This window comes from Deltaproteobacteria bacterium (genome assembly GCA_003696105.1).
In the GTDB taxonomy this organism is placed as follows: domain Bacteria; phylum Myxococcota_A; class Polyangia; order Haliangiales; family J016; genus J016.
In genome coordinates, this window is record RFGE01000321.1 from 1 (window position 1) to 25039 (window position 25039).

Genomic DNA, 25039 nt, shown 5'->3' on the forward strand with positions numbered 1-25039 from the left:
CGCACGCGACCGCGGCGCCGCGATCGCGGGTACGATGCGCCCTGCATGAAGATCGACGATTTCGAGTCCATCTTCCGCAGCGCGGTCAAGCCTCGGTATCGCTTTCGCGCGCCCGATCTCGCGTCCGTCGCCGTCGTGACCGACATGGACGCGGCCGGCACCGCGGCGCTCATCGACAAGGTCCGCGCGTTTCTGCGCGCGGCCGATCCGTTCGGTCGAGCCACCTACACCGGAATCGACCGCGATGCGTACGCGGACGTGCCGGACCTGCTCGCGGCCATCGAGCGGGTGCGGCCCGACCTGATCTGCGCCTATCGCAACCTCGGCCGCCGCCACGACCTGCCGTGTACGCTCGGCTCGCGGCTCGACAGCCTCACGCAGGCGGTCGACACGCCGGTGCTCGTGCTGCCGCCGCCCACGCGGGCCAACTTCGACGCGTCGTTGCGCGACACGCGGGCGGTCATGGTCATCGCCGACCACATCACGGGCGACGACCGCCTCGTGAGCTGGGGCGTGACGCTGTGCGCGGAGGGCGGCGCCCTCCTGCTGGTCCACGTCGAGGATGGCGTCGTGTTCGACCGCTACGCAGACGCGCTGTCGAAGATCCCCGACATCGACACGGATGTCGTCGTCGACCGGCTGCGCAGCAAGCTGTTGCAGATGCCTCGCGACTACATCGATTCCGTCGCGGCCGAACTGGCGGCGCACGACGTAAACCAGACGATCACACCGATCGTCGACATGGGTCACGTGGTGACGACCTACAAGCAGCTCGTCGCCAAGCACGAGGTCGACCTGCTCGTCTTCAACACGAAAGACGACCTCCAACTCGCCATGCAGGGGACGGCGTACGCCCTTGCCGTCGAGATCCGCGACCGACCGCTGCTGCTGCTGTAACCGCATTCGCCAACCGGAGCCCCCGATGACGCACGCCGTGTCGCCGATGGTCACGTACCTGTTCGCCGGCCTGCTCGTCGCGATGATCGCGGCGCTGGCGTTCGAGGAAAAACTTCACGCGAAGAAGTCGATGATCACGGGATTGTTCGCGACCGCCTGTCTGCTGATCGGGGCGGTCGCGGAAGTCCTCCCGTTCGACGCGGCGATCGCGCTACCCGGCGGCCATGAGGTGCGGCTTCCCGTATACGTCCCCGCGGTCGACTGGGAGGTGATCGCGATCATCTTTGGCGCCGGCCTGTTCATCGACGTGATCTCGCGCTCCGGGATCTTTTCGTGGACCGCGATCCGCATCACGAAGCTGTCTGGCGGCGACCCGCGCCGCCTGCTCACCTACTACGCGCTGCTCACCGTCGTGTTTTCCGCGGTGCTCAACAACGTCGCCGCGATGATCATCGTCGGCTCGCTCACGGCGGTGAGCCTCGGCAAGCTCGATCGCAAGGATCTGATGCTCGGGTTCCTGCTGACCGAAGGACTGCTCACCAACGTGGGCGGGCTGCTCACGCTGATCAGTTCGGTTCCCAACATCATTCTCGGCAACATGGCCGGGATCAGCTTCGTTTCATTCGTGGCGATCGCGGCGCCGTACGTGGTGGTATGCACGGCGCTCACGGTGTTCGTCGCCGTGCGGCTGTTCGGCATCCGCGCGCTGGCGAGCGACGCCGACCGCGCCAGGGCCGCAGAACTCGTCGCTTCGTTCGACGAAACCGACGGCATCGACAGTCCGCGGTTTTTCAAGCTGTCGTGGCTGCTGCTCGCGCTGTTCATCGTCACCATCGCAACGACCGCGTGGATTCCGTACATCCGCGACCTCGGGATGGGATACGTCGCGGTCAGCTTCGCGATCGTCGCGCTGGTGCGCTACAAGCACGAGGTGGACAAGAGCTACGCGGCGGTCGACTGGGACCTGCTGGCGTTTTTCACGTTCTTGTTCGTGGTGGTGAACGTGATGGAGCACGCGGGCGTGCTCGAGCTGATCGGCGGCGGCCTTCGGGCCTTGCTCGCTCTCGGCGACGCCACCGGCAGCGCCGCGCTGCTGTGGAGTTCGTCGGTCGCCAGCTCCGTCACCGACAACGTGCCGCTCGCGGCCGTGCTCGGCAAGATCCTTGCCGGCCAGGGAGATGCATCGCCCGCGCTGTGGTGGTCCACGATCTTCGGCGCGAACCTCGGCGGCAACTTCACGCCGATCGGCTCGGCGTCGACCGTCGTCGCGGTCGCGATCATTCAACGACACGGCATGCGGATGCCGTTTGGCGCGTTCGTGGTCCGGGCCGCCCCGTTCGCCATCGCACAGCTCGCCCTCGCCACCGCCTACGTCCTGTTGGTCGTGCGGTAAGCGCCGCCGCTCTGGCGCCGATTGGCGCTAACATGCGGCGCACATGCCATCCGTCCAGCTACAAGTCGCGCCCGCCGCGAGCGCCGACGTCGGCAAGGGAGTGGCGCGCCTGAGCGCGGCGGCGATGAAGGCGCTCGGGCTCCGGGGCGGTGAGCCGATCGCGATCACCGGCAAGCGCACCACCGCGGCCATCGCGCTGCCGCCCTACCCCGAGGATGCCGACCTCGACTTCATCCGGCTCGATGGCCTCGGCCGCGTCAACGCCGGCGTCGGCGTGCGCGACGCCGTTACGGTCGCGCGCGCCGACCCGAAGCCCGCGCGCCGCGTGGTGCTCGGTCCCGCCGACCCGCACATGCACCTGAGCGGCTCGGGCGAGGGGCTGCGCCAGACGCTGCTCGGCCGGCCGCTCGTCGCCGGCGATCTGGTGAGCACGTCGATCTATCATCGGCTGGCGACCGACGCGCTGCCCGACGACCTGTTTTCGACCCTGCTCGATCGCCGCGCCTACGGGCTGCAGGAGATCCGCCTGCTCGCAGTCGCCACCAAACCGCAGGGCGTCGTCGTCATCACCGATACGACGGAGATCGTCATCTCGTCGGAACACGTCGACCCGGCCGAGTCACGCGCGGCCGACGTCACGTACGACGACGTCGGCGGTGTACGGGAGACGATCGAGTTGGTGCGGGAGATGATCGAACTTCCGCTCAAACATCCCGAGCTGTTCCATCGGCTCGGCATCGACCCGCCGAAAGGCGTGCTGCTGCACGGACCTCCCGGGACCGGCAAGACGCTGCTCGCGCGCGCCGTCGCCAACGAGTCGGACGCCGCGTTCTTTTCGATCAACGGCCCCGAGATCGTCGGCAGCGCCATCGGCCAGTCGGAACAACAGCTGCGCGCCGTGTTCGAACAGGCCCGCGATGCCGCGCCGGCGATCGTGTTCATCGACGAGATCGACTCGATCGCTCCCAAGCGCGCGCAGGTGACCGGCGAGACCGAAAAGCGGCTCGTGGCGCAGCTGCTCACCTTGATGGATGGCCTGCAGCCGCGCCAGCACGTCGTCGTGATCGGCGCGACCAACATGCCGGATGCGCTCGACGAGGCGCTGCGCCGGCCGGGGCGCTTCGACCGCGAGCTGATCATCGGCGTGCCGGACGCCGACGGGCGCCGGGAAATTCTCGACATCCACACCCGCGGCATGCCGCTCGGCGACAGCGTCGACCTCGACGGGCTGGCGCGCACGACCTACGGGTTCGTCGGCGCGGATCTGGCGGCGCTGTGCCGCGAGGCGGCGCTCGAGACCCTGCGCCGCAACCTGCCGCGCATCGACCTGTCGAAGGAGGAAATCCCGGCCGACGTGCTCGACTCGCTAGAGGTCACAGGCGCCGACTTCCAGCGCGCAACCAAGCGCGTGCAACCGAGCGCGCTGCGCGAGATCTTGATCCAAACGCCGGATGTCGGTTGGGACGACGTCGGCGGACTCGCCGACGTCAAGCGGGCGCTGCGCGAGGGCGTTCAACTGCCGCTCGCGCGGCCGGACGCGTTTCGGCGGCTGGGCATCCGCCCGGCGAAGGGGTTCTTGCTGTACGGCCCGCCCGGCACCGGCAAGACGTTGCTCGCGAAAGCGGTCGCGCGCGAGGCGGAAGCGAACTTCATCGCGGCGCGGTCCAGCGATCTACTGTCGAAATGGTACGGCGAGTCGGAGAAACAAGTGGCCCGGCTGTTTCAGCGCGCGCGCCAGGTCGCGCCGACCGTGGTGTTCTTCGACGAACTCGACGCGCTCGCTCCGCGCCGCGGCGGCGGGCTCAGCGAGCCCCAGGTGACCGAGCGGGTCGTCAACACGCTGCTGGCGGAACTCGACGGGCTCGAGGAGATGCAAGGGGTCGTCGTGCTCGCCGCGACCAATCAGCCGATGCTGATCGACCCCGCATTGTTGCGTCCGGGGCGGTTCGACGAGCTGATCTACGTGCCGATCCCCGATCGCGACACGCGGCTGGGGATTCTGCGGATCCACACCCGCAACATGCCGTGCGCCCCGGACGTCGATCTCGAGTGGATCGCGGACGAGACGCACGGCTACACGGGGGCCGACCTCGAGGATCTCGTGCGGCGAGCGGGCCTGCTCGCCCTGCGCCACAGCCTCGACGTGATGGATGTGCCGATGCCCATTTTCCGCGAAGCGCTCGCGCAGACGCGCGCCTCGGTCACGCCGGCGATGGAGGCCGAGTACGCGCGCGTGGCCGAACAGCTCCACCGCGAGCACGCCACGGTGCGGCGTATCGGGTTCGCGCCGATCGACCGATGACCGGCGCGCACCGAGCGGTGGCGGTCGCGGTGGCGGTCGCGGCGGGCGCGAGCGCCGCGCCGTCGCCCGCGCGCGCCGCCGACGACGGGGATCTGGTGCTCGCCGGGCTCGGCATGGCGGTACCGACGTACTTGCTCGGCGTCGCCGTCCACGAGGGCAGCCACGCGGTCGCCGCCAGGTGGATGGGCTACGAGGTGACGCGGCTGCAGCTGCTGCCGGGCCGCCACCCGCGCACCGGGGTGTTCTACTTCGGCTACACGCAGGTGCGCGGTCGCATGTCGCGGGCGCAACGCACGTGGTTTTTGTTGGCGCCGAAACTCACGGATACGGCGCTGCTCGGCGGGTTCGCCGCCGTCGCGCTCACCGACTCGCTACCCGCCAACGACTACGCCCAGCTGGCGCTGACGGTGCTGGCGACTGGATTTTGGGTCGACTTCGCCAAGGACGTGGTCGCGTGGCGCGCGACGAACGACATCGTTCGCGTGTACGCAGCGCACGGGCTCGCCAGCGAGTGGCAGCGCCTGCCGTGGCGCACGCTGCACTTCGCGCTCGCGGTCGGCGCCGGCTACGCGATCGCGCGGAGCTACGCCGACCTGTTTGGCGGCGACGCGGAAGCCAGCGCGGCCATGCCGATCGCGATCCCGCTGGTCGCGGGCACGTTCTGACGGCGGACCGACGGCGATCACGCGCCGCGCCCGGGCGCCGGTCGGTCCCCCACGGTCTCGAAGTCGGCGGTCGCCAGGACCGCGCGCGCGCCGTCGGCGCCGACGAATGTGACCGCGCCGACCGTCACCGCCACCGCCGCGAGTTCGCCCGCCGCGAGCAGCGACCGGAGGGCTGCCGTCGCCCGATGCCGGCGGGCCGGCGGCGGCTCGCCGACCCACCACACGTCTACGTCGCTCACGGTCCCGGCGGCGTCGACGCGGACGTACGCCGTCTCGCACACTCCGCCGCGCTCGCGCGCCACCGCAATCTCGCACGTGCCGCCGCCGCCGGCGCGGACGTGGACATCGAGCCCGACGATCCAACCGCCGCACTCGAGCGCGTCCGCGAGGGACCGGCCGAGGAATCGGACGCTGCCCGGACCGGTCGCGTGCGCGATGTGTACGCCGGCGCTCACGCGCGACGATGGCAGCAAACGAAGTGCCAACGCGAGCCGCCCGCCGTCGCGGCCACATGGGGACCGGCGGGCCACGCCGTGTCCCGAACCGCCCCACCCGCGGCGACCGGCCCGCCCCATCGCCCGCCGGCGGCGCCCGCGGCGGCGGGCGCACGGGCGGAGCCGCCGACGGGCCGCGTGCAGGTCGCGCGAGCGACCGGCGGCTCAGTCCGCGGATTTCGGTGCGGCGAGGCCGTAGCGCTCGATCTTGCGGTAGAGGGTCTTGCGGTCCAGGCCGAGTACCCGCGCCGCCGCCTTCTTGTTGCCGCCGACGGCCGCGAGCACGTGGGCGATGTACCGCCGCTCCACTTCGTCCAGCGGCACGAGTTCCCGGGTGGGCGCGGCAGGCTCCGGCGGCATCTCGGCCGCGGGGAGCGCCACCTTCGGCGGCAGATCCTCGACGCGAACCTCGTCGTACCGGGTGAGCGCAACCGCGCGCTCGAGGCAGTTTTGCAGCTCGCGGACGTTGCCCGGCCACGGGTACGCAAGCAGCCTCGCGGCCGCGGCCCGCGAAATCCCGGTGACCTCCTTGCCCAGTTCCGCGGCCGCGTTGCGCACGAAGCGCTCCGCGAGCAGCAAGATGTCGCTCGCCCGCTCGCGCAGCGGCGGCACGTGAATGTGGATGACGTTGAGGCGGTAGTACAAGTCCTCGCGGAACGCGCGCCGGCCGACCTCGGCCTCGAGGTCGCGGTTGGTCGCGGCGACGACGCGTACGTCCACCGGCACCTCGACGTCGCCGCCGACGGGCCGCACGCTCCGCTCCTGCAATACGCGCAGCAGCTTGGGCTGCGTCACCAGCGGCATGTCGCCGATCTCGTCGAGGAACAGCGTGCCGCCGTTGGCGCGCACGAACAAGCCGGCTCGCGACTCCTTGGCGTCCGTGAACGCGCCGCGCACGTGACCGAAAAGCTCGCTCTCGAGCAACGTCTCCGGAACGGCCGAGCAGTTGATCGCGACGAACGGTTGGTCGCGGCGCGGGCTGCGATTGTGCAGCGCCCGGGCGACCAGCTCCTTGCCGGTGCCGCTCTCCCCCGTGATCAGCACGGACGCGCGCGTCGCCGCCGCCCGCTCGACCAGTTCGAACAGCGTCTGCATCTGCGGGCTCGTGCCGGCCATCGCCTCGAAGCCGCGCTCCGCTTCGATCTGGCGGCGCAGCCGCGCCAGCTCGAGCCGCGCGTCCCGGTGGCGCGCCGCCCGCCGCAGTCGCGCGACGACCAGGTCGACGGGCGGGTCGCGCGGCAAGAATTCGGCGTCCGCCTCCTCGACGGCGCGCATCACCGGCGCAATCCCCGCCGCCGGCGCGAGCAACACCAACTCGACGCCGGGCTGCTCGGCCGATAGCCGCTGCGCCGGCCCACCCTCATACGCCGTCTCGGCGGGCGCCACCACCAGCGCCCGGTCCGCGCCGGCGAGCGCCGCCCGGACGTCGGCCCACGTAGCCCGCGCCGGCCGCAGGTCGTGCGCGACCAGTTCGTCCCGGCACCGATCGAACAGGTCGTCGGCGTCGACGAAGATCACCGGCTCGGCCATTCGGCGCCAGCCTAGCACCGTCGGCGGCGCGTGCGTCAATGGCCGCCGGCGCGCCGCGCGGCCGACGCCGCGTCGGCCTGGCACGGAACTGGCATTTCGCGGACGGAGTTCATGCCTCCCCGCCAGCTGCGCATCCTGCCGCAACCGGACGACACGACCTGCGGCCCGACCTGCCTCGAGGCGGTATACCGGTTCTACGGCGATCCGCTGCCGCTCGACCGGGTCGTCGCCGAGATCGCGCCCCTGCCCGGCGGCGGCACCCTCGGCGTCGAACTGGCCAACCACGCCCTTCGCCGCGGCTACCGGGCGACGATCTACACGTACAACCTGCAGGTCTTCGACCCGACCTGGTTCCAACCCGCGCGCGACCTCGCGCCGTTGTTGCGCGCGCAGCGCGACCGCAAGCGCGACCACTCGAAGCTCGTGCTCGCGACCGACGCCTACCTGCGGTTCCTGGCCGCGGGCGGCGAGGTGCGGTTCGAAGAACTCGGCCGTTCGCTGCTCGCCCGCCTGCTCACCGAGGGCCCGCTGCTCACCGGCCTGAGCGCCACGTACCTGTACGCGTGTCCGCGCGAGCGCGGCGACGCCTACGACGACATCGGCGGGGTGCCGACCGGCCACTTCGTCGTGCTCACCGACGTCGACGACCGCGACGGCACGGTCGGCGTCGCCGACCCGCTGCACGACAACCCGCGGTTCGGCACCGGCCGGTACCGGGTCGGCGTGGAGCGGCTGATCGGCGCCATCCTCCTGGGCGTCGTCACCTACGACGCCAACCTCGTCGTGCTCCGGCCGCGCGCCGGGGCCTGATTGCACCCGCCATGCCTCGCCGGCTTCTCGTCGCCGAGAACACGCGCGCGTGGACGCTCGCCCTGCCCGGCGTCGACGTCGTCACGGCGCGCGACTACCTCACCGCTCCCGAGTTCGCGCGGCTGCGCAACGCGCGCGTGTTCAACGTGTGCCGCACAAACAGCTACCAGACGGTCGGATATTACGTGTCGCTGCTCGCGGCGGCGCGCGGCCACCGGCCGCTGCCGTCGGTCACGACCATCCAGGATCTGCGCTCGGCGCCGCTCATCCGGATCGCATCCGACGAGTTGCAAGCGGACATCCAGCGCGCGCTCGGGCCGCTCAAGGGCGACACGTTCACGCTCAGCATCTACTTCGGGCGCAACCTTGCGCGCCGCTACGACCGGCTGTGCCACGCGCTGTTCGCGCACTTTCCCGCGCCGTTTCTACGCGCGGAGTTCGCGCGCACCGATCGATGGCGGCTGGAGTCGTTGCGGCCGATCGCAGCCGGCGACATCCCGGACGGTCACCGCGAGTTCGTCGCCGACAGTGCCCGCCGGTTCTTCGCGCGGCCGACCAGCGCGCGCCGATCGGACCACTACCGTTACGACCTCGCGATCCTGTTCGATCCGGACGAAATCGACGCACCGTCGGACGAGCGCGCGATCCGCAAGGTGTGCCGCGCCGCCGAGCGCCACGGCCTGCGCCCGACCCTCATCGGGCGCGAGGACTACGGGCGCGTCGCCGAGTTCGACGCGCTGTTCATCCGCGAGACCACCGCCGTCAACCACCACACGTACCGGTTCGCCAGGCGAGCGGAAGCCGAAGGCCTGGTCGTGATCGACGACCCGACGTCGATCATTCGCTGCACGAACAAGGTGTACCTTGCCGAGGTGTTCGCCCGCCACGGGATCCCCTGCCCGCCGACGCTCGTCGTCCACCGCGACAACGCAGCGTCGGTCGCCGCCGAACTCGGCCTGCCGTGCGTGCTCAAGGCGCCGGACAGTTCGTTCTCGCGCGGGGTGGTGCGCGCTGACACCGAGGCGGAGCTGGAGCGCCATCTCGCTGCAATCCTCGCCGAAAGCGAACTCGCCGTCGCGCAGCGGTTCATGCCGACCGAGTACGATTGGCGCATTGCGCTCCTCGCCGGCCGCCCGCTGTTCGCATGCCGCTACCACATGGTGCGCGGCCACTGGCAGATCCAGCGGTCGTACGCGTCGAACGCGCGCCGCTACGGCCGCGTCGACGCGGTCGCACTGGACGACGTGCCGCCGCGCGTGCTGGCGCTCGCCCGGCGCGCGTGCCGGCCGATCGGCGACGGTCTCTACGGCGTCGACATCAAGCAAGTCGGCTCGCGCGCGCTCGTCATCGAGATCAACGACAACCCGAACCTGGAAGCCGGCGTCGAGGACCGCGCCGAGGGCGATGCGGTCTACGATGCGATCGCGCGCGTGTTCGCGGAACGACTCGACCGCCGCGGGCAGCCGCGGAGATGACCATGGACGATCGCGAGCTACCGCTGTTTTCGGCGTTCGGTATCGAAGTCGAGTACATGATCGTGCGCGACGGCGACCTGAACGTGGCGCCATTGGCCGACCGCGTGCTCGACGCGGCGGGTGCCGACGGCGACACCGAGGTCGAGGTCGGCGACCTCGCATGGTCCAACGAACTCGCCCTGCACGTGATCGAACTCAAGACCAACGGTCCGTCGGCGACGCTCGACGGCCTCGGGCGGACGTTTGCGGATCACGTGGCGCGCGTCGAACGGCTGCTCGCGCCGCACGGCGCGCGGCTGATGCCGACCGCGATGCACCCGTGGATGGACCCCGCCGCCGACACCGCGCTGTGGCCGCATGCCGACGCCGACATCTACCGCGCGTTCGACCGCATCTTCGGCTGCCGCGGGCACGGCTGGGTCAACTTGCAGTCGATCCACGTCAACCTGCCGTTTCGCGGCGATCGCGAGTTCGCGGCGCTCCACGCGGCCTGCCGCGTCGCGCTGCCGATCCTGCCCGCGCTCGCGGCCAGCTCGCCGATCTGCGACGGCCGCGTGCAACCGACCCTCGACACGCGCATGGTGGTGTACCGAGACAACGCCGCGCGCGTGCCGTCGGTCACGGGCGCCGTCGTTCCGGAGCCGGTCTACTCGCGCGCCGAGTACGAGGGCGACCTGCTGGCGCGCATCTACCGCGACCTCGCGCCACTCGACCCGGCCGGCGTGCTCCGGCACGAATGGGTCAACGCGCGCGGCTGCATCGCCCGGTTCGACCGGAGCACGATCGAAATCCGCGTCCTCGACACGCAGGAGTGCGCGCAGGCCGATCTCGCTGTCGCCGGCGCGACGATCGAGACCGTGCGCGCGCTCGTCGAGGAACGGTGGGCTCCGGCCGCGGCGCAGAAGCCGTGGCACCACGCGCGGCTGGCGGAGCTGCTCGACGCGTGCGTGCGCGACGGCGACCGCGCGGTGGTGCGCGACCGCGACTACCTCGACCTGTTCGCGTTTCCCGAGCGGTCGGCCCGCGCCGGCGAGCTGTGGCAGTACCTGGTCGAGGAGGCCGTGAGTCGGGCGGCGGCGTATCCCGAGTGGCGCCGGACGCTCGACATCGTGTGGGATCGCGGGTGTCTCGCGCGGCGAATCCGCGACGCGGTGCAGGCTGGCGGCGCGCTGCGCGACGTGTACGCGCGGCTGTGCGATTGCCTGCGCAACGACATCGCGTTCGTTTGACGCGGCGCACTCCGTCGCGCGGTCGACGCTCACTCCCCCGCGCCGTACAGCGAGCCGATCCCGCGGGTCGCGACCGCCCACATCGTCGCCAGGATCGCCAGGTCCGCGATCGCGCGGCGGGCAACCGCGTTGGGGATGACGAGCCCGTACCTCTCGGCGACGAACCGGAAGTTGCGCAGCAACCGCGATACGTGTGCAGTGGTCACGTCGCCGTGCCAGTAGACGACACGCGACACGATCAGATCGCCATGGCGCCGCAGGAACTCCGCCATGGACAGCGGTGCGACCATCCTCTGATCGCGCGGCCGGCAGATCGCGAGCAAATCGCCGAGGTACTCGTCCCAATGCTCGGCGAGGTCGCGATTGCGCGCGTGGCGCAGATGGCGCACGCGCGCCACCGAGAAGGTGGCGCGCATCGGCACCCGGTTGGTCGGCCGGACGATGCAGCCGTCGTACAGCTCCGGCGGATCGTCCGGGTCGTAGTCGGTGTCGCGATAGACCCAGCGGCGCCGCAGCCGCGGCCACGGCGCGATGTCGAGCACCGGATCGGCGTTGGAATCGACGATCACGAACTGGTCGCGCGCGCAACCGAGCACCGTGATCCAGTGGCCCCAGCCGTCGACGCACAACAGGACCGGAAGCCGCTCCCGCAGCGCGGCGATCAGATCGCGGCGCGCCCGCTCGGCCGACCGGCGGCGGAACAGCTCGAGTTCGGCGCCGTATGCGCGCGCCGCCCGCGCCAGTCCGATCTCGTCCGTGCCCGACCACCAGTGGGTCTTGGCGCGGCGCGCGATGTCGTTTTCGTCGACCATGCGCCCGAGCGCGACGAGGGCGTGCTTGAGCGCGAACGGGCCGCAGCTCCAGTCATTCGGCTGTGGATAGAACCCCATGACCTGTGATGCAAAACGCTACACCGGCTGCAATTCGGCCTGGGCGAAACGCCACACGTGGCCGGCTCAGCCGCGCGGAAGGCCGAGAACGTACGGCCCGATCGCGGTGCACGTGCGGCATGGCGCCTGCAAGGAGCGCGGGTGCGCCACGGTGCGCAGGAGGCATTCGCAATGAAGAACACATGGATCGTGCTGTTCATCCTCTCGCTCGTCGCGCTGTCGGCGCCAGCCTGTAAGGGCAAAAAGGACGAGGGAAAGTCTACGGAGCCGGCCGCACCGGCCGCCAAGACCGCGCCGGCGCCGGCCGCCGCGCCGACGCCGGCCGCCGCGCCGACGCCGGCCGCCGCGCCGACGCCGGCCGCCGCCGACAAAGCCGATGAAGCCGACGACGACGAGGCGGCGGGCGACGACGAGGCCGACGAGGCGGGCGACGAGGCCGACGAGGCGGGCGACGAGGCCGACAACCAGTAGCCGGACGGGCCCAGCCACCCCAGGGGCGCTGCTGCACGAACGGCGACGGGTTTCTTCGCCCCATCGCGTGCGTACGCAACGATCCGTCACGAACCTCCGGCCGCGGCTGCGGAGTCGCCCGCGGCCGGAGGACGCCGCCGCCGGGCATGTGGCCCGCCCGTGCCGCCGGTCGGAGGTACGGCGGTCCGGTTCGTCCATGTCGCTGTCCCCGAGCGCCGCGTTGGCGGCCCTCGGGTTGTTCGCGTGCGCGGGTGGCCCGCCGCCGCCCGCGCACGCACCTCAGCCCGCTGTGGACGCGGGTCATACCGCCGCGCCGGCGTGGACGCTGCGCGGCGAGTTCGAGACCGTGGACGAGGTCCTCGTCGCGTGGGACTCGTACTTCGAGGACTATCTGGTCGATCTCGTCGGCGCCGTCGCCGAGCGCGTTCCGGTCACCATCGCCGCCCCCGCGTACGAGGATCTCGACGAACTGCGCGACGCGCTCGCGACCTACGGACTGCGCGAGCCGGCGGTGCAGTTCGTAGAGCCGCCGGTCGACTCCATCTGGATTCGCGACTACGGCCCGATCGTCGCGCGCGACAACTATGGAGATCCCGTCGTCGTCGATCTGCGGTACGCCGCGGGCGGTCACGACGACGCGTTCCCGGATGCGGTCGCCGGCCCGCTGTGGACGGCGCCGGTCGTCCACGCCGACCTGGACATGGAGGGCGGCAACCTGCTGGCGAACGGGCGCGGCACCTGTGTGACCACCGACCGGGTGATCGAAACTCCGCGGTTCGCGGGGGACGCGGACGCGTTGCGCGCCGCGTTCCGGGATGCATTCGGCTGCGAGCGCACGCTGATCCTGCCGGCGCTCGCGGGCGAGGAGACCGGGCACGTCGACATGTACGTCACGATTCCGGCGCCCGACCGCGCGCTCGTCGCGCAGTTCGACCCGGAACTCGACCCCGAAAACGCCGCGCGCACCGACGACGCCGCGGCCCTGCTGTCGCGCGCCGGGTTCCGGGTGTCGCGCCTGCCGATGGGCTACACGGCCGACGGTGTATTCCGCACGTACACGAACGTGTTGCCGCTGCCGGGCGCCGTGCTCGCGCCGATCTACCCGGACCACCCCGACGGCGAGCACGCCGCCTTCGCCGCGCTGGCCCGCGCCTACCCGGGACGCGAGATCGTGCCGATCGCGGCTACCGAGCCGATGGCGCTGGGCGGGTCGATCCATTGCACGGCCATGGCGGTGATGCGGTAGCCACGGGCGTCGATTCCAGGTAACGTCGCGCGCGTCCGTACCGGAGACGCCCGCCATGCACATCGGCATCCTGTCCCGCAAGGGATCGCTGTACTCGACCCGCCGGCTGCGGGAAGCGGCCGAAGCGCGCGGCCACACGGTATCGGTCGTCGACTACTCCCGCTGCTACATGAACATCACGTCGCACCGGCCGCAGGTGCTGCTCAGCGGCAAGCCGCTGCGGTTCGACGCCGTGATCCCGCGCATCGGCGCGTCGCTGACGTTCTACGGCACGGCGGTCGTGCGCCAGTTCGAGATGATCGGCGTGTTTTCCGCCAACGAGTCCCAGGCGATCGCGCGGTCGCGCGACAAACTGCGCGCGCTGCAGTTGCTCGCCGCCGAGGGAGTGGGGCTGCCGGTGACCGGCTTTGCCCGGTCGACCAAGGACATCGACGGCCTGATCGACGTGGTCGGTGGCGCACCGCTCATCGTCAAGCTACTCGAGGGGACCCAAGGCGTCGGCGTCGTCCTCGCCGAGACCCACAAGGCGGCCGAGTCGGTCATCGCGGCGTTCCGCCAGCTCGACGCCAACATCCTCGTGCAAGAGTTCATCAAGGAAGCCGGCGGCTCCGACATCCGCGCATTCGTCGTCGACGGCAAGGTCGTCGCCGCGATGAAGCGCCAGGGGCCGGAGGGCGAGTTCCGGTCCAACCTGCACCGCGGCGGCTCGGCGACGAGCATCAAGCTGTCGCCCGAGGAACGCAGCACGGCGGTCCGGTCGGCGAAGATCCTCGGCCTGCGCGTGGCGGGCGTCGACATGTTGCGGTCGAACCACGGACCGCTCGTCATGGAGGTCAACTCGTCGCCGGGGCTCGAGGGCATCGAGACCGCGACCGGCGTCGATGTCGCCGGCAAGATCATCGAGTTCGTCGAGAAAAATGCGGCGAGCGGGAGGCGGCGCGATCGCATCAAAGGCTGATCGGCCGGCGCCGTTTTCGTTCGCCGGCGCCGAGGTCAAGCCCGGTCGGGCGGCCGAGTTCGAGATCCCGGTCGCGCGGCTGCCTGCAGGGACGTGGGTCACGATGCCGACCGTCGTCGTGCACGGCCGCCACAAGGGTCCGCGCGTGTGGCTCAACGCGGCGATCCACGGCGACGAACTCAACGGCGTCGAGATCATCCGCCAGGTGCTCGCGGCGGTCGACGCGTCGCGGATGTGCGGGACCGTCATCGCCGTGCCGATCGTCAACGTGTTCGGCGTCATCACCGGCACGCGCTACCTGCCAGACCGGCGCGACCTGAATCGCTCGTTCCCGGGTTCGCGGCGCGGCTCCCTCGCCGCTCGTCTCGCGCACCTGTTCTTCGCCGAGGTCGTGTCGCGCTGCGAGTTCGGCATCGACTACCACACCGGCTCCGCCGGACGCGACAACCTGCCGCAGATCCGCTGCGACGCCGACGACGAGGTCGTGCGCGACCTCGCGTGCGCGTTCGCGCCGCCGATCGTCGTCCACGCCAACGTCCGCGACGGGTCGCTGCGCGCGGCCGCGAACGCCGACGGCAAGCGCGTGCTGCTGTACGAAGCGGGCGAGGCGCTGCGGTTCGACGAGCGGGCGATCGAGCTCGGCGTGGCCGGGACGCTGCGCGTGCTCGCCGCGCTCGGCATGGTGCCGGACGGCGCCGGCCGCCCGGCGCAACCGCCGCCCGTGTCTCGCAAGACCGCCTGGGTCCGTGCGAGCCGCAGCGGCTTTTGCCACCTCGCCGTCGACCGCGGCCATCGCGTGAGCGCCGGCGACATCGTCGCGCGGATCGCGGACACGCACGGCCGCCGCACCGTCCCGGTGCGCACCAAGCTCGGCGGCGTCGTCATCGGCTGCTTGCGCACCGCCGTCGTCCACCGCGGCGAGGCCGTCGTTCACATCGCGGAGGTCGCCGCATGAGCCCACGCGACAAGCGGGTCGTCGGCTGGCGCGAATGGATCCGCCTGCCCGACCTCGGACCCGCGCTGGTCAAAGCCAAGGTGGACACGGGGGCGCGCACGTCCGCGCTGCACGCCACCGACGTCGAGATCGTGCGCACGCGCGCCGGCGAGGTCGTGCGGTTCACCTGGTGGCCGAAGCAACGGACCCATCGCGGCGCGGCTCGCGCAACCGCGCCACTGGTGGGCTACCGCGCGGTGACGAGTTCGAGTGGCCACACCGAACGCCGGCCGGTGATCCGCACGCGCGTCGACATCGGCGGCGACGTGTGGCCGATCGAACTCACGCTCACGCGCCGCGACGTGATGGGTTTCCGCATGCTGCTGGGCCGCCAGGCCCTTCGGGGCCACGCGATCGTCGACCCGGCGCGGTCATTCGTCACGCGCAAGGTGCGCGCGACGCGAAAGGCACGCGATGGCTGAAACGACCACGTGGTGGGGGACGTTCACGGTGCCGCATGGGACGACCGGACAGTGGCAGGTCGGCCCGGCGCGCGTGTGGATTCAGCGCCTCGAGGGCGAGTGGCGCGTGGCGTCCGACGTATCGGCCGACCCGGACGGCGACCGCGCTCGCGTGGCCCTGCCCGTGGCCCCCTCGGCCGAACCGATCGACCTGCTCGCGTTCGACACGCTCGCGCGCTTCGGCGTATCGGACCGCGCCGAGGAGATCGTCCTGCAGCCGCAGCTCGCCGACCGGCCGGTGGTCACCCGCCCGGAGCGGCCGTTCTTCATTCCGGCCGGCGAGCGCGTGTCCACCTTCGTCGGCAGCCCACTGTGGCTGCGGATCCTCGAATCCGGCGGCGGCGGCGGCGCGATGCTCACGGAGTTCCCGCTCGTCCGCCCGTCGGATACGTGGTTCGGCCCCAACCCGACCGACGGCGAGCTGTGTTACGCGAGCCGGACCACCTGCCGGCTGCGCCTCGACGAGATCGTGCGGCGGCCGCATCGCGCGATCACCCGCGTCACCATCACGAACCGCTCGGCCAACCCGCTGCGACTGGAGCGCATGAAGGTCCCCGTCGGCGTCCTCGGCCTGTACGCCGGCGACGACGTGGCGCTGTGGACGCAAGACGTCGACCTGGCGGTCGAGGCAGACGGCGACGTCGTGCCGCTCACGGTGCGCCCCGGCCCGCCCGAACTCGCCGGGGGACCCGCGGTGGCGCCGCCGCGCCGGCAGCCGGAGGCGCGCTCGGTGTTGCGCGCGTTCAGCTCGCTGTTCGGCTGAAGGTCGGAGCCCTCCGGAGATGCGCGCGGCCCCGCGGATCGGGTACGGTCGCGGCCGGCGGTAGCGAAGCATGAGCGCCCTCACCGATACCCTGCGCAATCTGCTCGAACACGACGCGATGCGCGACGCTCTGCGCGCGGCGGCCATCCTGGTCGCCGCGGCGGTCGCGGTCCGGCTCGTACGGCGTCGCCTGCGCCGCGGCGCGCTGCACGCCCGCAGCAACGTGCTGCTGCAGCGCGTCGTCGGCGCGACGATCTACGCCGTCGGCGTCGCGTGGGCCCTGTCGGAACTCGGCCTGAACCTCGGCGTCCTGCTCGGTGCGGCAGGAGTGCTCACCATCGCCGGCGGGTTCGCGGCGCAAACCGCCGCATCCAACCTGGTGAGCGGTCTGTTCCTCATGGTCGAGCGGCCGTTTCAGATCGGCGATGTCATCCAGGTCGGCTCGAACACCGGCGAGGTCATCGCCATCGACCTTCTGTCGACGAAGCTGCGCACGTTCGACAACCTGTACGTGCGCGTGCCGAACGAGACCGTGCTCAAGTCGGAAGTCACCAACGTCACCCACTTCCCGATTCGCCGCTACGACATGAAACTGGGCGTGTCGTACGGGGCAGACCTGGAAGCGGTGCGCGACGCGCTGTTCGCCGTCGCGGACGCGAACCCGCTGTGCCTGACCGAGCCGGCGCCGCTGCTCATCATCCTCGGTTTCGGCGAGTCGTCGATCGACCTGCAGTTTTCCGTGTGGGCCGCGCGCGACCAATTCCTGGCGATGCGCAACTCGCTGCACGACGGAGTCAAGCGCGCGCTCGACGAACGCGGCATCGAGATCCCGTTCCCGCAGCGCACCCTGCACGTCGCCGCGGGCACGCCACCGCTGCCCGTACGCCTCGCACCGGGCGAGGACCGGCCTGCCGGGCCGGTGTAGGCACGACCACCCGGGATCGGTACGGGTGTCCGTGTAAGCGATCCCAGGGTTATTGCAGAATCACGCAAAGATTTTGCCGCGTCGCGGCTAATTTACCCCACGGGAGTGCCGGCCAAGTAGGGGAACTCCTGTTGTGGCCCCAGGGGCGCGCTCTTTGCTCCATCCTGGACGCAGGAGGTCACCGTCGATGCGAACACGTTCCCTGCTTTGCGCCACGTTCTTGCCGCTTGCGCTCACGGTTCCCGCCGCCGCCCAGATGGACATGGGTCACGGCGGCCATGGCGGCCACTGCCCCGACGACGCCGTCGCCCAGCCGATCCTGTCAGTCGGCGACTTCGACGGCAGCGGCCGGGTCAGCCTGTGGGATATCGTCATGTACGCCCACCAGCGGCACGAAGGCTACGAGGCGATCTACGACCGCAACGCCGACGGGCGCCTCGACCGCTGGGACATCCTCGAGGTGATCTTCGACTGCGGCGCGGAGTCGACGGAGTTCGACCGCCAACTCGTCGAGCTTTTCCACCGATACAAGAAGTACCGGGACATCGACGCGGCCATCGCCGACGGCTTCCGCCCGTTCACGCAGGAACTCGCCGGCCATGGGTTCCACTACGCGCGCATGCCGTTCCTCGTGCGGCCGGACGGCACGATGGATCCCGATTACGAGAACATCCTCGACGAGACCGTCGACCCGCTCGAACCGGAAGGACTCAACTATGACGAGAACGGCAACCTGGTGGCCGTATTCCACTACCACGGGATCAACGTGCTGGATTGGGTGCTCGCCAACCGCGCAGGCAACACCGCCGCGGTGCAGGCGCTCGCGGCGCAGTCGATGGCCATGTCGGACCCGACAGGGCCGAAGCCGGATGCATATGCATCGGACGACGAGATGTGGCACACCCACTGGGGGCCGTGCTTCGACGGCCTCGACTACGTAGCGATGACGTTCGACCCGACGATCACGCCGACCTTCCTGCAGCCTCTCACCCAGGAGGAATGCTTCCTGACCGCGGCCGCGTCGCAGGGCACATCGCAGCCGAAGCTCGGCTGGCTGCCCGCGTTCAACATGATGCACGTGCGGTTGTTCAAGCTCAACCGGTGTGGTCTGTTCGCCGGCACGGACCCGGACGTGTCGCCGGACGCGCCTCCGGAGCCGTTCCTGCAGACGTTCGAGGAGTGGCTGGCCAAGATGCTCGGCGGAGCGTAGGCCGGGGCATCCGCGGTAACCGGCCATTGGGCACAGGCGCGTCGGCGCGGGCACGTATCGCGCGTGCAGATACGTGGCCGTTGCGCGCGAGGACATCCGCCGAAGATCGCCCGCAGGTCGCGACCGCAGCCCGCGGCGAGGCGCAACGGCGTCTTGGCGCACCGAGCGGGGCCGCGGATCGGCCGGCGCGGCCGATCCGCGCGCCGTCAGCTCCGGGCGGCGCCGAGCACCGGCGTCGCGCCCGCGGGCGGCGCCTCGCAGCGCCGCACGCAAAACCGACGCCATCCGACGCCGTGCGCGTCGAGCACCCGCGCGGTCGGTTCGCTCACGTACCAGCACACGAGCCCGTCACCCGCGGCAGGCGCCTGGACGATCTCGAGGGACGCCGCCTCCGGCAGCGCGGCGCACTGCTCGGCCAGCCGCGCGTCCTGCCACGCCATCACCACGTCGTCGCCCGAGAACTCGAGGACGTACCAGTCCACGCGTCCATCGTCGCCGACTAACGGGGGCGTCTACTTGATTTCGGTCAACGACTGGGCAGCGGTTGCGTATCGGCGCGGCGGCCATTGGGGGCCGAGGAACACAGACGCGCTGCGTGTGCGGATCGAAACGTGCGCGCGGCGGGCCCGTCCCGTACCATCGCGACGTGCCGCTGCCGCCGCCCAAGTCACACTCCCGCCACGGCACCGGCGGCGTGCGCGCGTTTCGCATCGCGTGCCGCACCGCGCACATCGTCGGCTCGTGTTTCCTCGTCGGCGGCCACGCCTACGGCGCCAGCCGCGACGCGCTGATCCCGTGGCTGATCGCGACGGTCGCCAGCGGCGCGCTGCTCATCGCGTCCGATCTGCGCGAGAGCCTCCAGTGGTTCCGCGAACTGCGCGGCGTGGCCGTGCTCGCGAAGGCGTCGCTGTTGCTGCTCGTTCTGGCGTGGTGGCAGCACCGGGTCGCGATTCTCGTCGCGGTGATCGTCGTCGGCTCGGTCGTGAGCCACATGCCCGGCCGGTACCGCTACTGGGTCCTGTTCGGGCCGGACCGGCGCGCTGCGGGCGCCGACACCGCTGGCGGCGGCGCGCGGCGGACGTAGGCGCATCCGGTCGACCGCGCGCCGTCGCTCGTTGGTGAGTGCGCCTACAACTTCTTGTGTGTGCCGTCGCAGTACGGCGGATTGCCGGTGCGCTTGCACTGGCACAGGGCGACTTTCTTTTTCTCGTCGAGCGAAAACTCCATCGGCGAGAACTCCGTCCCCTGATGCGAGCCGTCGCAAAACGGCTGGTTCTGCGACCGCCCGCACCGGCACCAGTAATAGGTACCGGGTTCGAGTTCCATGACGGCGGGGACCTTGGCAGCGATGACGGGTTCGGACATGGGCACCTCCGGGTTGCGGGCGGCAGCGCAACGTGCCGCACGAACGGCAAGATAGGTCTCCCGAGCAATCGAATCAACCGCAATAAATCGATTCAAAATATCGAAAAAATCGACCAATCAACGCCGACGCCGCCGGATGGCCGGCGCGCGCGCGTCGGCCGGCGAGCGAGCGCGCGCGCCGCGCCGGTCAGCGGCCGGCCACACGAGCGAGCGCGCGAACGACGTCGTCGCCCCGGACCGGCTTGGGGAGGAACTCGACGCCGTCGAGCGAGGCGTCCTGCACCGCCGCCAGGTCGGCCGCGTAGCCCGACACGAACACGACCCCACATCCGGGCCATCGGCGCCGCACGTCGTCGGCCAGCGCCACGGCGCTCACCGTCCCCGGAGTCACGACGTCTGACAGCAGCGCGTCGATCCCCCCGCCCGCCGCGGCGCGACCGTGCACCCACGCGAGCGCCTCCTCCGCCGACGACGCCGCCTTGGCCACGACGCCCCCCGCGCTCTCGATGGCGCGGACGAAGCTGCGGCGCACGGCGGGGTCGTCCTCGACGAGCAGCACGTGGCGCCCGGCGATGCCCCCCGCGGACCGCCGCGCCCCGGCGACATCCGGGGCCGCGGCCGGACGGGCCTCCGATCCCTCGGGTAGGTAGACGCGGAACACGGCGCCGCCGCCCGGCTCGTTGTGGACCGTCACGGCGCCGCCGTGCTGCGCGACGAGGCCGTGCACGGTCGGCAGGCCGAGGCCGCTGCCGGCCCCCGGCGGCTTGGTCGTGTAAAACGGCTCGAAGATGCGCGCGACCTCCGCCGGCGCGATCCCCGGCCCGGAATCCGCGACCTCGACGACCGCGTACCGCCCCGGCTCGACGCGGTCCGGACAGCCGACGACCGGCGCGTCCACCGAGACGGCGCGGGCGGCGAGTCGAATGCGGCCCGGCGCCGGCCCGATGGCGTCGCGCGCGTTGACGACGAGGTTGAGCAGGATCTGGTCCAGGTGCGCCGGCGGCACGATCGCGACGACGTCGCGCTCGACGTCGAAGTCGAGGTCGATGGACTCGGGCAGCGTGCGCACGAGCAGCGGCCGCAAGCCGGCGAACGCCGAGCCGAGCGGCGTGGATGTCGCCGAATCCGGCTCGCGGCGGCCGACCGCGAGCAACCGGCGGGTGAGATCCGCTCCGCGCTCGGCGGCCTGCTGAATCGCCTCGGCCTGCTCCCGCACGCGGTCGTCGGCCGCGTGCGCCAGCAGCTCGTGACTGGTGAGCATGATGACGGTCAGCAGGTTGTTGAAGTCGTGCGCCATCCCGCCGGCGAGGCGCGCGATCGCCTCCATCTTTTGCGCGACCATGAGCTGCTCGCGCGTCTGCTCGAGCCGCTTTTGTTGTTCCCGCAACGCCTCCGCCGACTCCCGCTCGCGCGTGAGGTCGCGCAGCAGCCACACGCGATCGCCGCACTCGCCGGCCGGATCCGACGTGACGTGGTACCAGCGGTCGCCGCACTGCACGGTGACCTCGTAGCGGCTCGCCGCGTCGGGCGGCGCGGCGGCGGCCAGCGGCGGGCACACCGTCGCCACGGGCACGCCGGCCAGTTCGGCCTGGCCGCGCCCCGCCAACTCGGCGAACGCGCGATTGGCGTGGACGATGACGCCGTCGCCGCGGGTCACCACGACCGGGTCGCGCAGCGCGTCCAGCGGCTGGCGCCCGCGCGCGGACCGCGCGGCGTCGCGGCTCCGCAGCAGCGCTCGCACCTGGGCCAACAGGACCGCCGGGGCGACGGGCCGCGCGAGGTAGGCGTCGGCGACCGCGACCGGCGGATCCGCGGGTCCGACCACGGCGAGCACCCGCGGGGAGCCGCCCCCGCCGGGATCCCACGCGGGCGCGCCGCGCGCCGCACCCGCGGCGTCGTCGACGATCACCACGTCCGCGCCGCCCGCGCCCGCCGCGCCGGCGCGCGACTGCCGCTGCACCCGGTAGCCCGCATCCGCGAGCACCTCGGCGATTCGCGTCCCCTCGTCGCCGGGCACGGCGACGACCACGACGGGTGGATGCGTCCCCGTCACGGATCCCTCGCGCGCGCGCCCGCGCATCCCCAGCGCGTGTCCCGTGGCCCCGCCATGCCGCCCGACGGATCATCGTGCCGCAACGGGTGCCGCGTCGCAATGGCCGTTATGCCTGCGAACCCTTTTCGGATGCCGCGGCTCTCACCGAGCGTGTCGGACCTGCTCGTGATTCTCGCGGTCGCCGCCGCATGGGTGGCGATCCAGACGTGGATTCTCCCGCGGCTCGGCGTCCCGACGTGAGCGGTGCCGGCGCCGCGCCGGTCGGCGCGGGACGGCGACGGCGATGCGACCGCCGACGGAGCACGCCCGCGCGGCTGACCGCGGGCCGCGCGCGCGGCCAGGCCGGCCGCGCGGCGCCGGCCTCACGAACCGTTTTGGCTCCCCGCGGCTCTAACGAAGCATGAGCATCCCAGCGCTGAAAAAAGACCTGAACTGCACCTACGAAGAGGCGCTCGCCCGCGTGCCGGAGGCGCTCGCCGCCGAGGGGTTCGGCATTCTCACCGAGATCGACGTCCGCGAGACGCTCAAAAAGAAGCTCGACGTCGACTTCCGGCGCTACAAGATCCTCGGGGCGTGCAATCCGCCGCTGGCCCACCGCGCGCTGAACACCGATCTGGACGTCGGCGTGCTGCTGCCGTGCAACGTCGTCGTCTACGAGAACGACGCCGGCAAGGCGTCGATCTCGGCGATGGACCCGGTCGGCGCAATCGGCGCGTTCGGCGGCGCCCAGCTGCAGGAACTCGCCCGCGAAGTCCGCGCCAAGCTCGACCGCGCGCTCGAGTCGCTGGCGTAACCGGGACTGCCGCGGCGCGTGCGGCCGACAGGTCGCGGTCGGCGCCGCCCGCGACGATCCGAATGCGCCTCGGCGCCGCTGTCGCACGACCTCTCCATCGTCAGGAGAGAACATGCTGACGCTCTACCACCGCCCCGCCTGCCCGTATTGCATGCGCGTCCGCCTGTTGTTGGCGCGCAAGGGCGTCGCCTTCGACACCGTCTCGGTCCCGCCGGGCGCGAAGCCCGAGGCGCTGCTCGCCCGCAATCCGGCGGGCACCGTGCCGGTTTTGGACATCGGCAGCGACGCATTCGCCGAGTCGCTGGTCATCGCCGAGTACATCGAGGACCGGTTCCCCGAACCGGCGCTGCTGCCGGGCGACCCGGCGGCGCGGGCGCGCGCCCGCCTGCACGCGCTGCACTGCGACCGCACGCTCGCGCCGGCCGTGCGCGCGCTGGCCGAGGCGGAGTCGGACGCGGACCGGCGCGCGGCCGGCGCGGCGATCGCGGACGCGCTCGGCCGGTTCGACGCGGCGCTGGCGGCGGCGCCGTGGCTCGCCGGCGCCGCGCCGGGCTGGGCCGACCTGGTCGTGGCGCCGTGGGCCGCTCGCGCCGCCGCGCTCGGCGCCGCCGATGCAGCCGAGCTGCCGGCGCGGGCCGCCGCGTGGATCGGGCGCCTCGCCTTCCTTCCCGACGTCCGCGCCGAAGCGGCCGCCGCCGGTTGGCTCGGCGACGCCGCCGCGTGACCGGACCGTCACCGGCGGCAGGCCGCGGCGGCGTCACGCGGCGGCCGCGGCGGCGCGCTCCCTCGCCGCCAGCGCGAATCCGGCGGACACGAACGCGGCGGCGACAAACGCCCACGCCGTGAGGTGGCCGAACTCGATCAGCGCGTTGCCGACCAGCGGCGCGACGATCATCGAGACGGAACTCAGCGACTGGGTGAGCCCGAGCACCACGCCCTGCTCGTGGCGGCCGACCGCCTGCGTGATCCGGCTGGTGATCGCCGGCCGCAGCACGCCGTTGCCGAACGCGGAGATCGTCGCGACGACGCCGAGCGCGGTGACACCGTGCGCCAGGCCGAGGCCCGCGTACGCGATCGCCGCCGCGAAGAACCCCGCGACGATCAGGCGCGCTTCGCCGAACCGCGTCACCATCGGCCCGAGCAGCTTGCCCTGCAAGATGATGCCGAGGAAGCCGACGTAGGCGAACACATAGCCGACCTCGCGCGCGCCGAACGGCGCGCCGTGCCACGTGAACCGCCGCTCGCAAAACAGCGCGAAGCCCGACGTGAACGTCGAAAACGCGAACACGAACGCGAAGAACTGAGCCAGCAGGCGCGCGAGTTCGGGCCGGCGGAAGTAGTCGGCGTAGGCGCGCCACTCGAGAACGCCCAGTCGCCGGCCGCCGGGCCCCGCGTCGCCGCCGTCGCCGGCCGGTGCCGGCGGCGGGCCGGACGGCAGCAGAGTGTAGGTCGCGACGATGCTCGTGAGCGACAGGCCGGCCGCCGCGAACACGGGCACGTGCAAACCGAACTGCGACAGGTACCCAGAGACCGCCGGGCCGACCAGGAAGCCGATGCCGAACGCGATGCCGATGATCCCGAACGACCGCGCGCGATCCTCCGGCCTGGTCACGTCCGACACGTACGCCTGCGCGAGCGACAGGTTCCCGGCGGTGATGCCGTCGATGATGCGCGCGACGAACAGCAGCGGCAGCGACTGCGCGAAGGCCATGAGCAAGAAGCCGCCGAACGTGCCCGTCTGGCTGACGAGCAACATCGGCCGCCGGCCGACGCGATCGGAGATGCGACCGAGAATCGGCCCGGACACGAGCTGGCAGGCGGCGTAGCTGGTGATGAGCAGGCCGACGACGAACGGGCTCGCGCCGAACCGCTCCGCGTAAAACGGCAGCAGCGGCAAGATGATCGTGAGGCCGAGGATGTCGACCAGCACGATGAGGAAGATCGGCAGCAGCGGCGACCGGCGAGACAACGGACCGTCAGTGTACGCACGGGTGGCCCTCGCGGCGCAACCGGCCGCGGCGGCGCCTTCGTCCCCGCGCGTGCCGGCCGGGCCGCGACGCCGCCGCGCCTCCGTTCGCGCGCGTGCCGGCCGGGCCGCGCCGCCGCGCCTTCGTC

The 25039-nt window shown here is 71.6% G+C and carries 25 protein-coding genes; 18 read left to right on the plus strand and 7 right to left on the minus strand.

Annotation, left to right across the window (positions count from 1 at the left end; translation table 11 throughout):
• Positions 1-45: 45 nt before the first annotated feature.
• From D6689_19920 to D6689_19935, 4 genes are read left to right on the plus strand one after another with little or no spacing between them, the layout of a single operon-like run.
• On the plus strand, positions 46-897 hold the full coding sequence (locus D6689_19920) for a hypothetical protein (GenBank protein RMH38159.1): 852 nt from the start codon (positions 46-48) through the stop codon (positions 895-897).
• Positions 898-922: 25 nt separating this feature from the next.
• On the plus strand, positions 923-2290 hold the full coding sequence (locus D6689_19925) for a hypothetical protein (GenBank protein RMH38160.1): 1368 nt from the start codon (positions 923-925) through the stop codon (positions 2288-2290).
• A gap of 43 nt (positions 2291-2333) precedes the next feature.
• Positions 2334-4592: an AAA family ATPase gene (locus tag D6689_19930; protein ID RMH38161.1), complete on the plus strand. Its 2259-nt coding sequence runs from the start codon at positions 2334-2336 to the stop codon at positions 4590-4592.
• Positions 4589-5257, plus strand: coding sequence for a hypothetical protein (locus D6689_19935; protein RMH38162.1), 669 nt, complete (start codon positions 4589-4591; stop codon positions 5255-5257). The genes D6689_19930 and D6689_19935 overlap by 4 nt, the downstream gene beginning before the upstream one ends.
• A gap of 17 nt (positions 5258-5274) precedes the next feature.
• On the opposite strand, the gene D6689_19940 is transcribed toward D6689_19935, so the two are convergent.
• Together D6689_19940 and D6689_19945 are read right to left on the minus strand one after the other, a co-directional pair.
• Positions 5275-5712: a hypothetical protein gene (locus D6689_19940; protein RMH38163.1), complete on the minus strand. Its 438-nt coding sequence runs from the start codon at positions 5710-5712 to the stop codon at positions 5275-5277.
• A gap of 204 nt (positions 5713-5916) precedes the next feature.
• Positions 5917-7281: a sigma-54-dependent Fis family transcriptional regulator gene (locus D6689_19945; GenBank protein RMH38164.1), complete on the minus strand. Its 1365-nt coding sequence runs from the start codon at positions 7279-7281 to the stop codon at positions 5917-5919.
• A 111-nt stretch (positions 7282-7392) separates the two neighbouring features.
• Here D6689_19945 and D6689_19950 point away from each other — a divergent pair, with 111 nt between their 5' ends.
• From D6689_19950 to D6689_19960, 3 genes are read left to right on the plus strand one after another with little or no spacing between them, the layout of a single operon-like run.
• Positions 7393-8091 carry a hypothetical protein gene (locus tag D6689_19950; protein RMH38183.1) on the plus strand — a complete coding sequence of 233 codons (699 nt, stop codon included), beginning with the start codon at positions 7393-7395 and terminating at the stop codon, positions 8089-8091.
• 11 nt (positions 8092-8102) lie between these two features.
• A complete protein-coding gene (locus D6689_19955; GenBank protein ID RMH38165.1) occupies positions 8103-9566 on the plus strand; it encodes a RimK family alpha-L-glutamate ligase in 1464 nt (487 codons plus the stop codon).
• A gap of 2 nt (positions 9567-9568) precedes the next feature.
• The gene (locus tag D6689_19960; protein ID RMH38166.1) at positions 9569-10795 is read left to right on the plus strand and encodes a glutamate--cysteine ligase; all 1227 of its coding nucleotides are present in this window, start codon (positions 9569-9571) and stop codon (positions 10793-10795) included.
• 29 nt (positions 10796-10824) lie between these two features.
• Here the strand turns inward: D6689_19960 and D6689_19965 are convergent, their stop codons facing one another.
• Positions 10825-11685 (minus strand): hypothetical protein, encoded by an 861-nt coding sequence (locus D6689_19965; protein RMH38167.1) that lies wholly within the window; start codon positions 11683-11685, stop codon positions 10825-10827.
• 171 nt (positions 11686-11856) lie between these two features.
• On the opposite strand from D6689_19965, the gene D6689_19970 reads away from it, so the two are divergent.
• The 8 genes from D6689_19970 (at position 11857) to D6689_20005 (ending at position 18713) form a co-directional block, all read left to right on the plus strand.
• Positions 11857-12156, plus strand: coding sequence for a hypothetical protein (locus tag D6689_19970; protein ID RMH38168.1), 300 nt, complete (start codon positions 11857-11859; stop codon positions 12154-12156).
• Entirely contained in the window at positions 12062-13402 is a 1341-nt protein-coding gene (locus D6689_19975) for a hypothetical protein (GenBank protein ID RMH38169.1), read from the plus strand. The genes D6689_19970 and D6689_19975 overlap by 95 nt, the downstream gene beginning before the upstream one ends.
• A gap of 55 nt (positions 13403-13457) precedes the next feature.
• A complete protein-coding gene (locus tag D6689_19980) occupies positions 13458-14360 on the plus strand; it encodes a 30S ribosomal protein S6--L-glutamate ligase (protein ID RMH38170.1) in 903 nt (300 codons plus the stop codon).
• The gene (locus D6689_19985; GenBank protein RMH38171.1) at positions 14320-15315 is read left to right on the plus strand and encodes a succinylglutamate desuccinylase; all 996 of its coding nucleotides are present in this window, start codon (positions 14320-14322) and stop codon (positions 15313-15315) included. Before D6689_19980 ends, D6689_19985 begins: the two co-directional genes overlap by 41 nt.
• Positions 15312-15776: an ATP-dependent zinc protease gene (locus D6689_19990; protein RMH38172.1), complete on the plus strand. Its 465-nt coding sequence runs from the start codon at positions 15312-15314 to the stop codon at positions 15774-15776. Before D6689_19985 ends, D6689_19990 begins: the two co-directional genes overlap by 4 nt.
• Positions 15777-15849: 73 nt before the next feature.
• Positions 15850-16578, plus strand: a complete 729-nt coding sequence (locus D6689_19995) for a hypothetical protein (protein ID RMH38173.1) — start codon at positions 15850-15852, stop codon at positions 16576-16578.
• A gap of 70 nt (positions 16579-16648) precedes the next feature.
• On the plus strand, positions 16649-17503 hold the full coding sequence (locus D6689_20000) for a mechanosensitive ion channel family protein (GenBank protein ID RMH38174.1): 855 nt from the start codon (positions 16649-16651) through the stop codon (positions 17501-17503).
• A 256-nt stretch (positions 17504-17759) separates the two neighbouring features.
• Complete coding sequence (locus D6689_20005; GenBank protein RMH38175.1) at positions 17760-18713, plus strand: hypothetical protein; 954 nt, start codon at positions 17760-17762, stop codon at positions 18711-18713.
• 206 nt (positions 18714-18919) lie between these two features.
• Here D6689_20005 and D6689_20010 read toward each other — a convergent pair whose 3' ends face one another.
• Positions 18920-19195: a hypothetical protein gene (locus D6689_20010; protein ID RMH38176.1), complete on the minus strand. Its 276-nt coding sequence runs from the start codon at positions 19193-19195 to the stop codon at positions 18920-18922.
• Positions 19196-19359: 164 nt separating this feature from the next.
• On the opposite strand from D6689_20010, the gene D6689_20015 reads away from it, so the two are divergent.
• Positions 19360-19797 (plus strand): hypothetical protein, encoded by a 438-nt coding sequence (locus tag D6689_20015; protein RMH38177.1) that lies wholly within the window; start codon positions 19360-19362, stop codon positions 19795-19797.
• A gap of 44 nt (positions 19798-19841) precedes the next feature.
• On the opposite strand, the gene D6689_20020 is transcribed toward D6689_20015, so the two are convergent.
• Entirely contained in the window at positions 19842-20078 is a 237-nt protein-coding gene (locus tag D6689_20020; GenBank protein RMH38178.1) for a CDGSH iron-sulfur domain-containing protein, read from the minus strand.
• A 187-nt stretch (positions 20079-20265) separates the two neighbouring features.
• Entirely contained in the window at positions 20266-22107 is a 1842-nt protein-coding gene (locus tag D6689_20025) for a response regulator (GenBank protein RMH38179.1), read from the minus strand.
• A 424-nt stretch (positions 22108-22531) separates the two neighbouring features.
• On the opposite strand from D6689_20025, the gene D6689_20030 reads away from it, so the two are divergent.
• Complete coding sequence (locus D6689_20030) at positions 22532-22924, plus strand: DUF302 domain-containing protein (GenBank protein ID RMH38180.1); 393 nt, start codon at positions 22532-22534, stop codon at positions 22922-22924.
• Between the two features lie 112 nt (positions 22925-23036).
• Positions 23037-23648 (plus strand): hypothetical protein, encoded by a 612-nt coding sequence (locus tag D6689_20035; GenBank protein ID RMH38181.1) that lies wholly within the window; start codon positions 23037-23039, stop codon positions 23646-23648.
• 33 nt (positions 23649-23681) lie between these two features.
• Here D6689_20035 and D6689_20040 read toward each other — a convergent pair whose 3' ends face one another.
• Positions 23682-24893, minus strand: a complete 1212-nt coding sequence (locus D6689_20040; protein ID RMH38182.1) for an MFS transporter — start codon at positions 24891-24893, stop codon at positions 23682-23684.
• Positions 24894-25039: the final 146 nt, after the last annotated feature.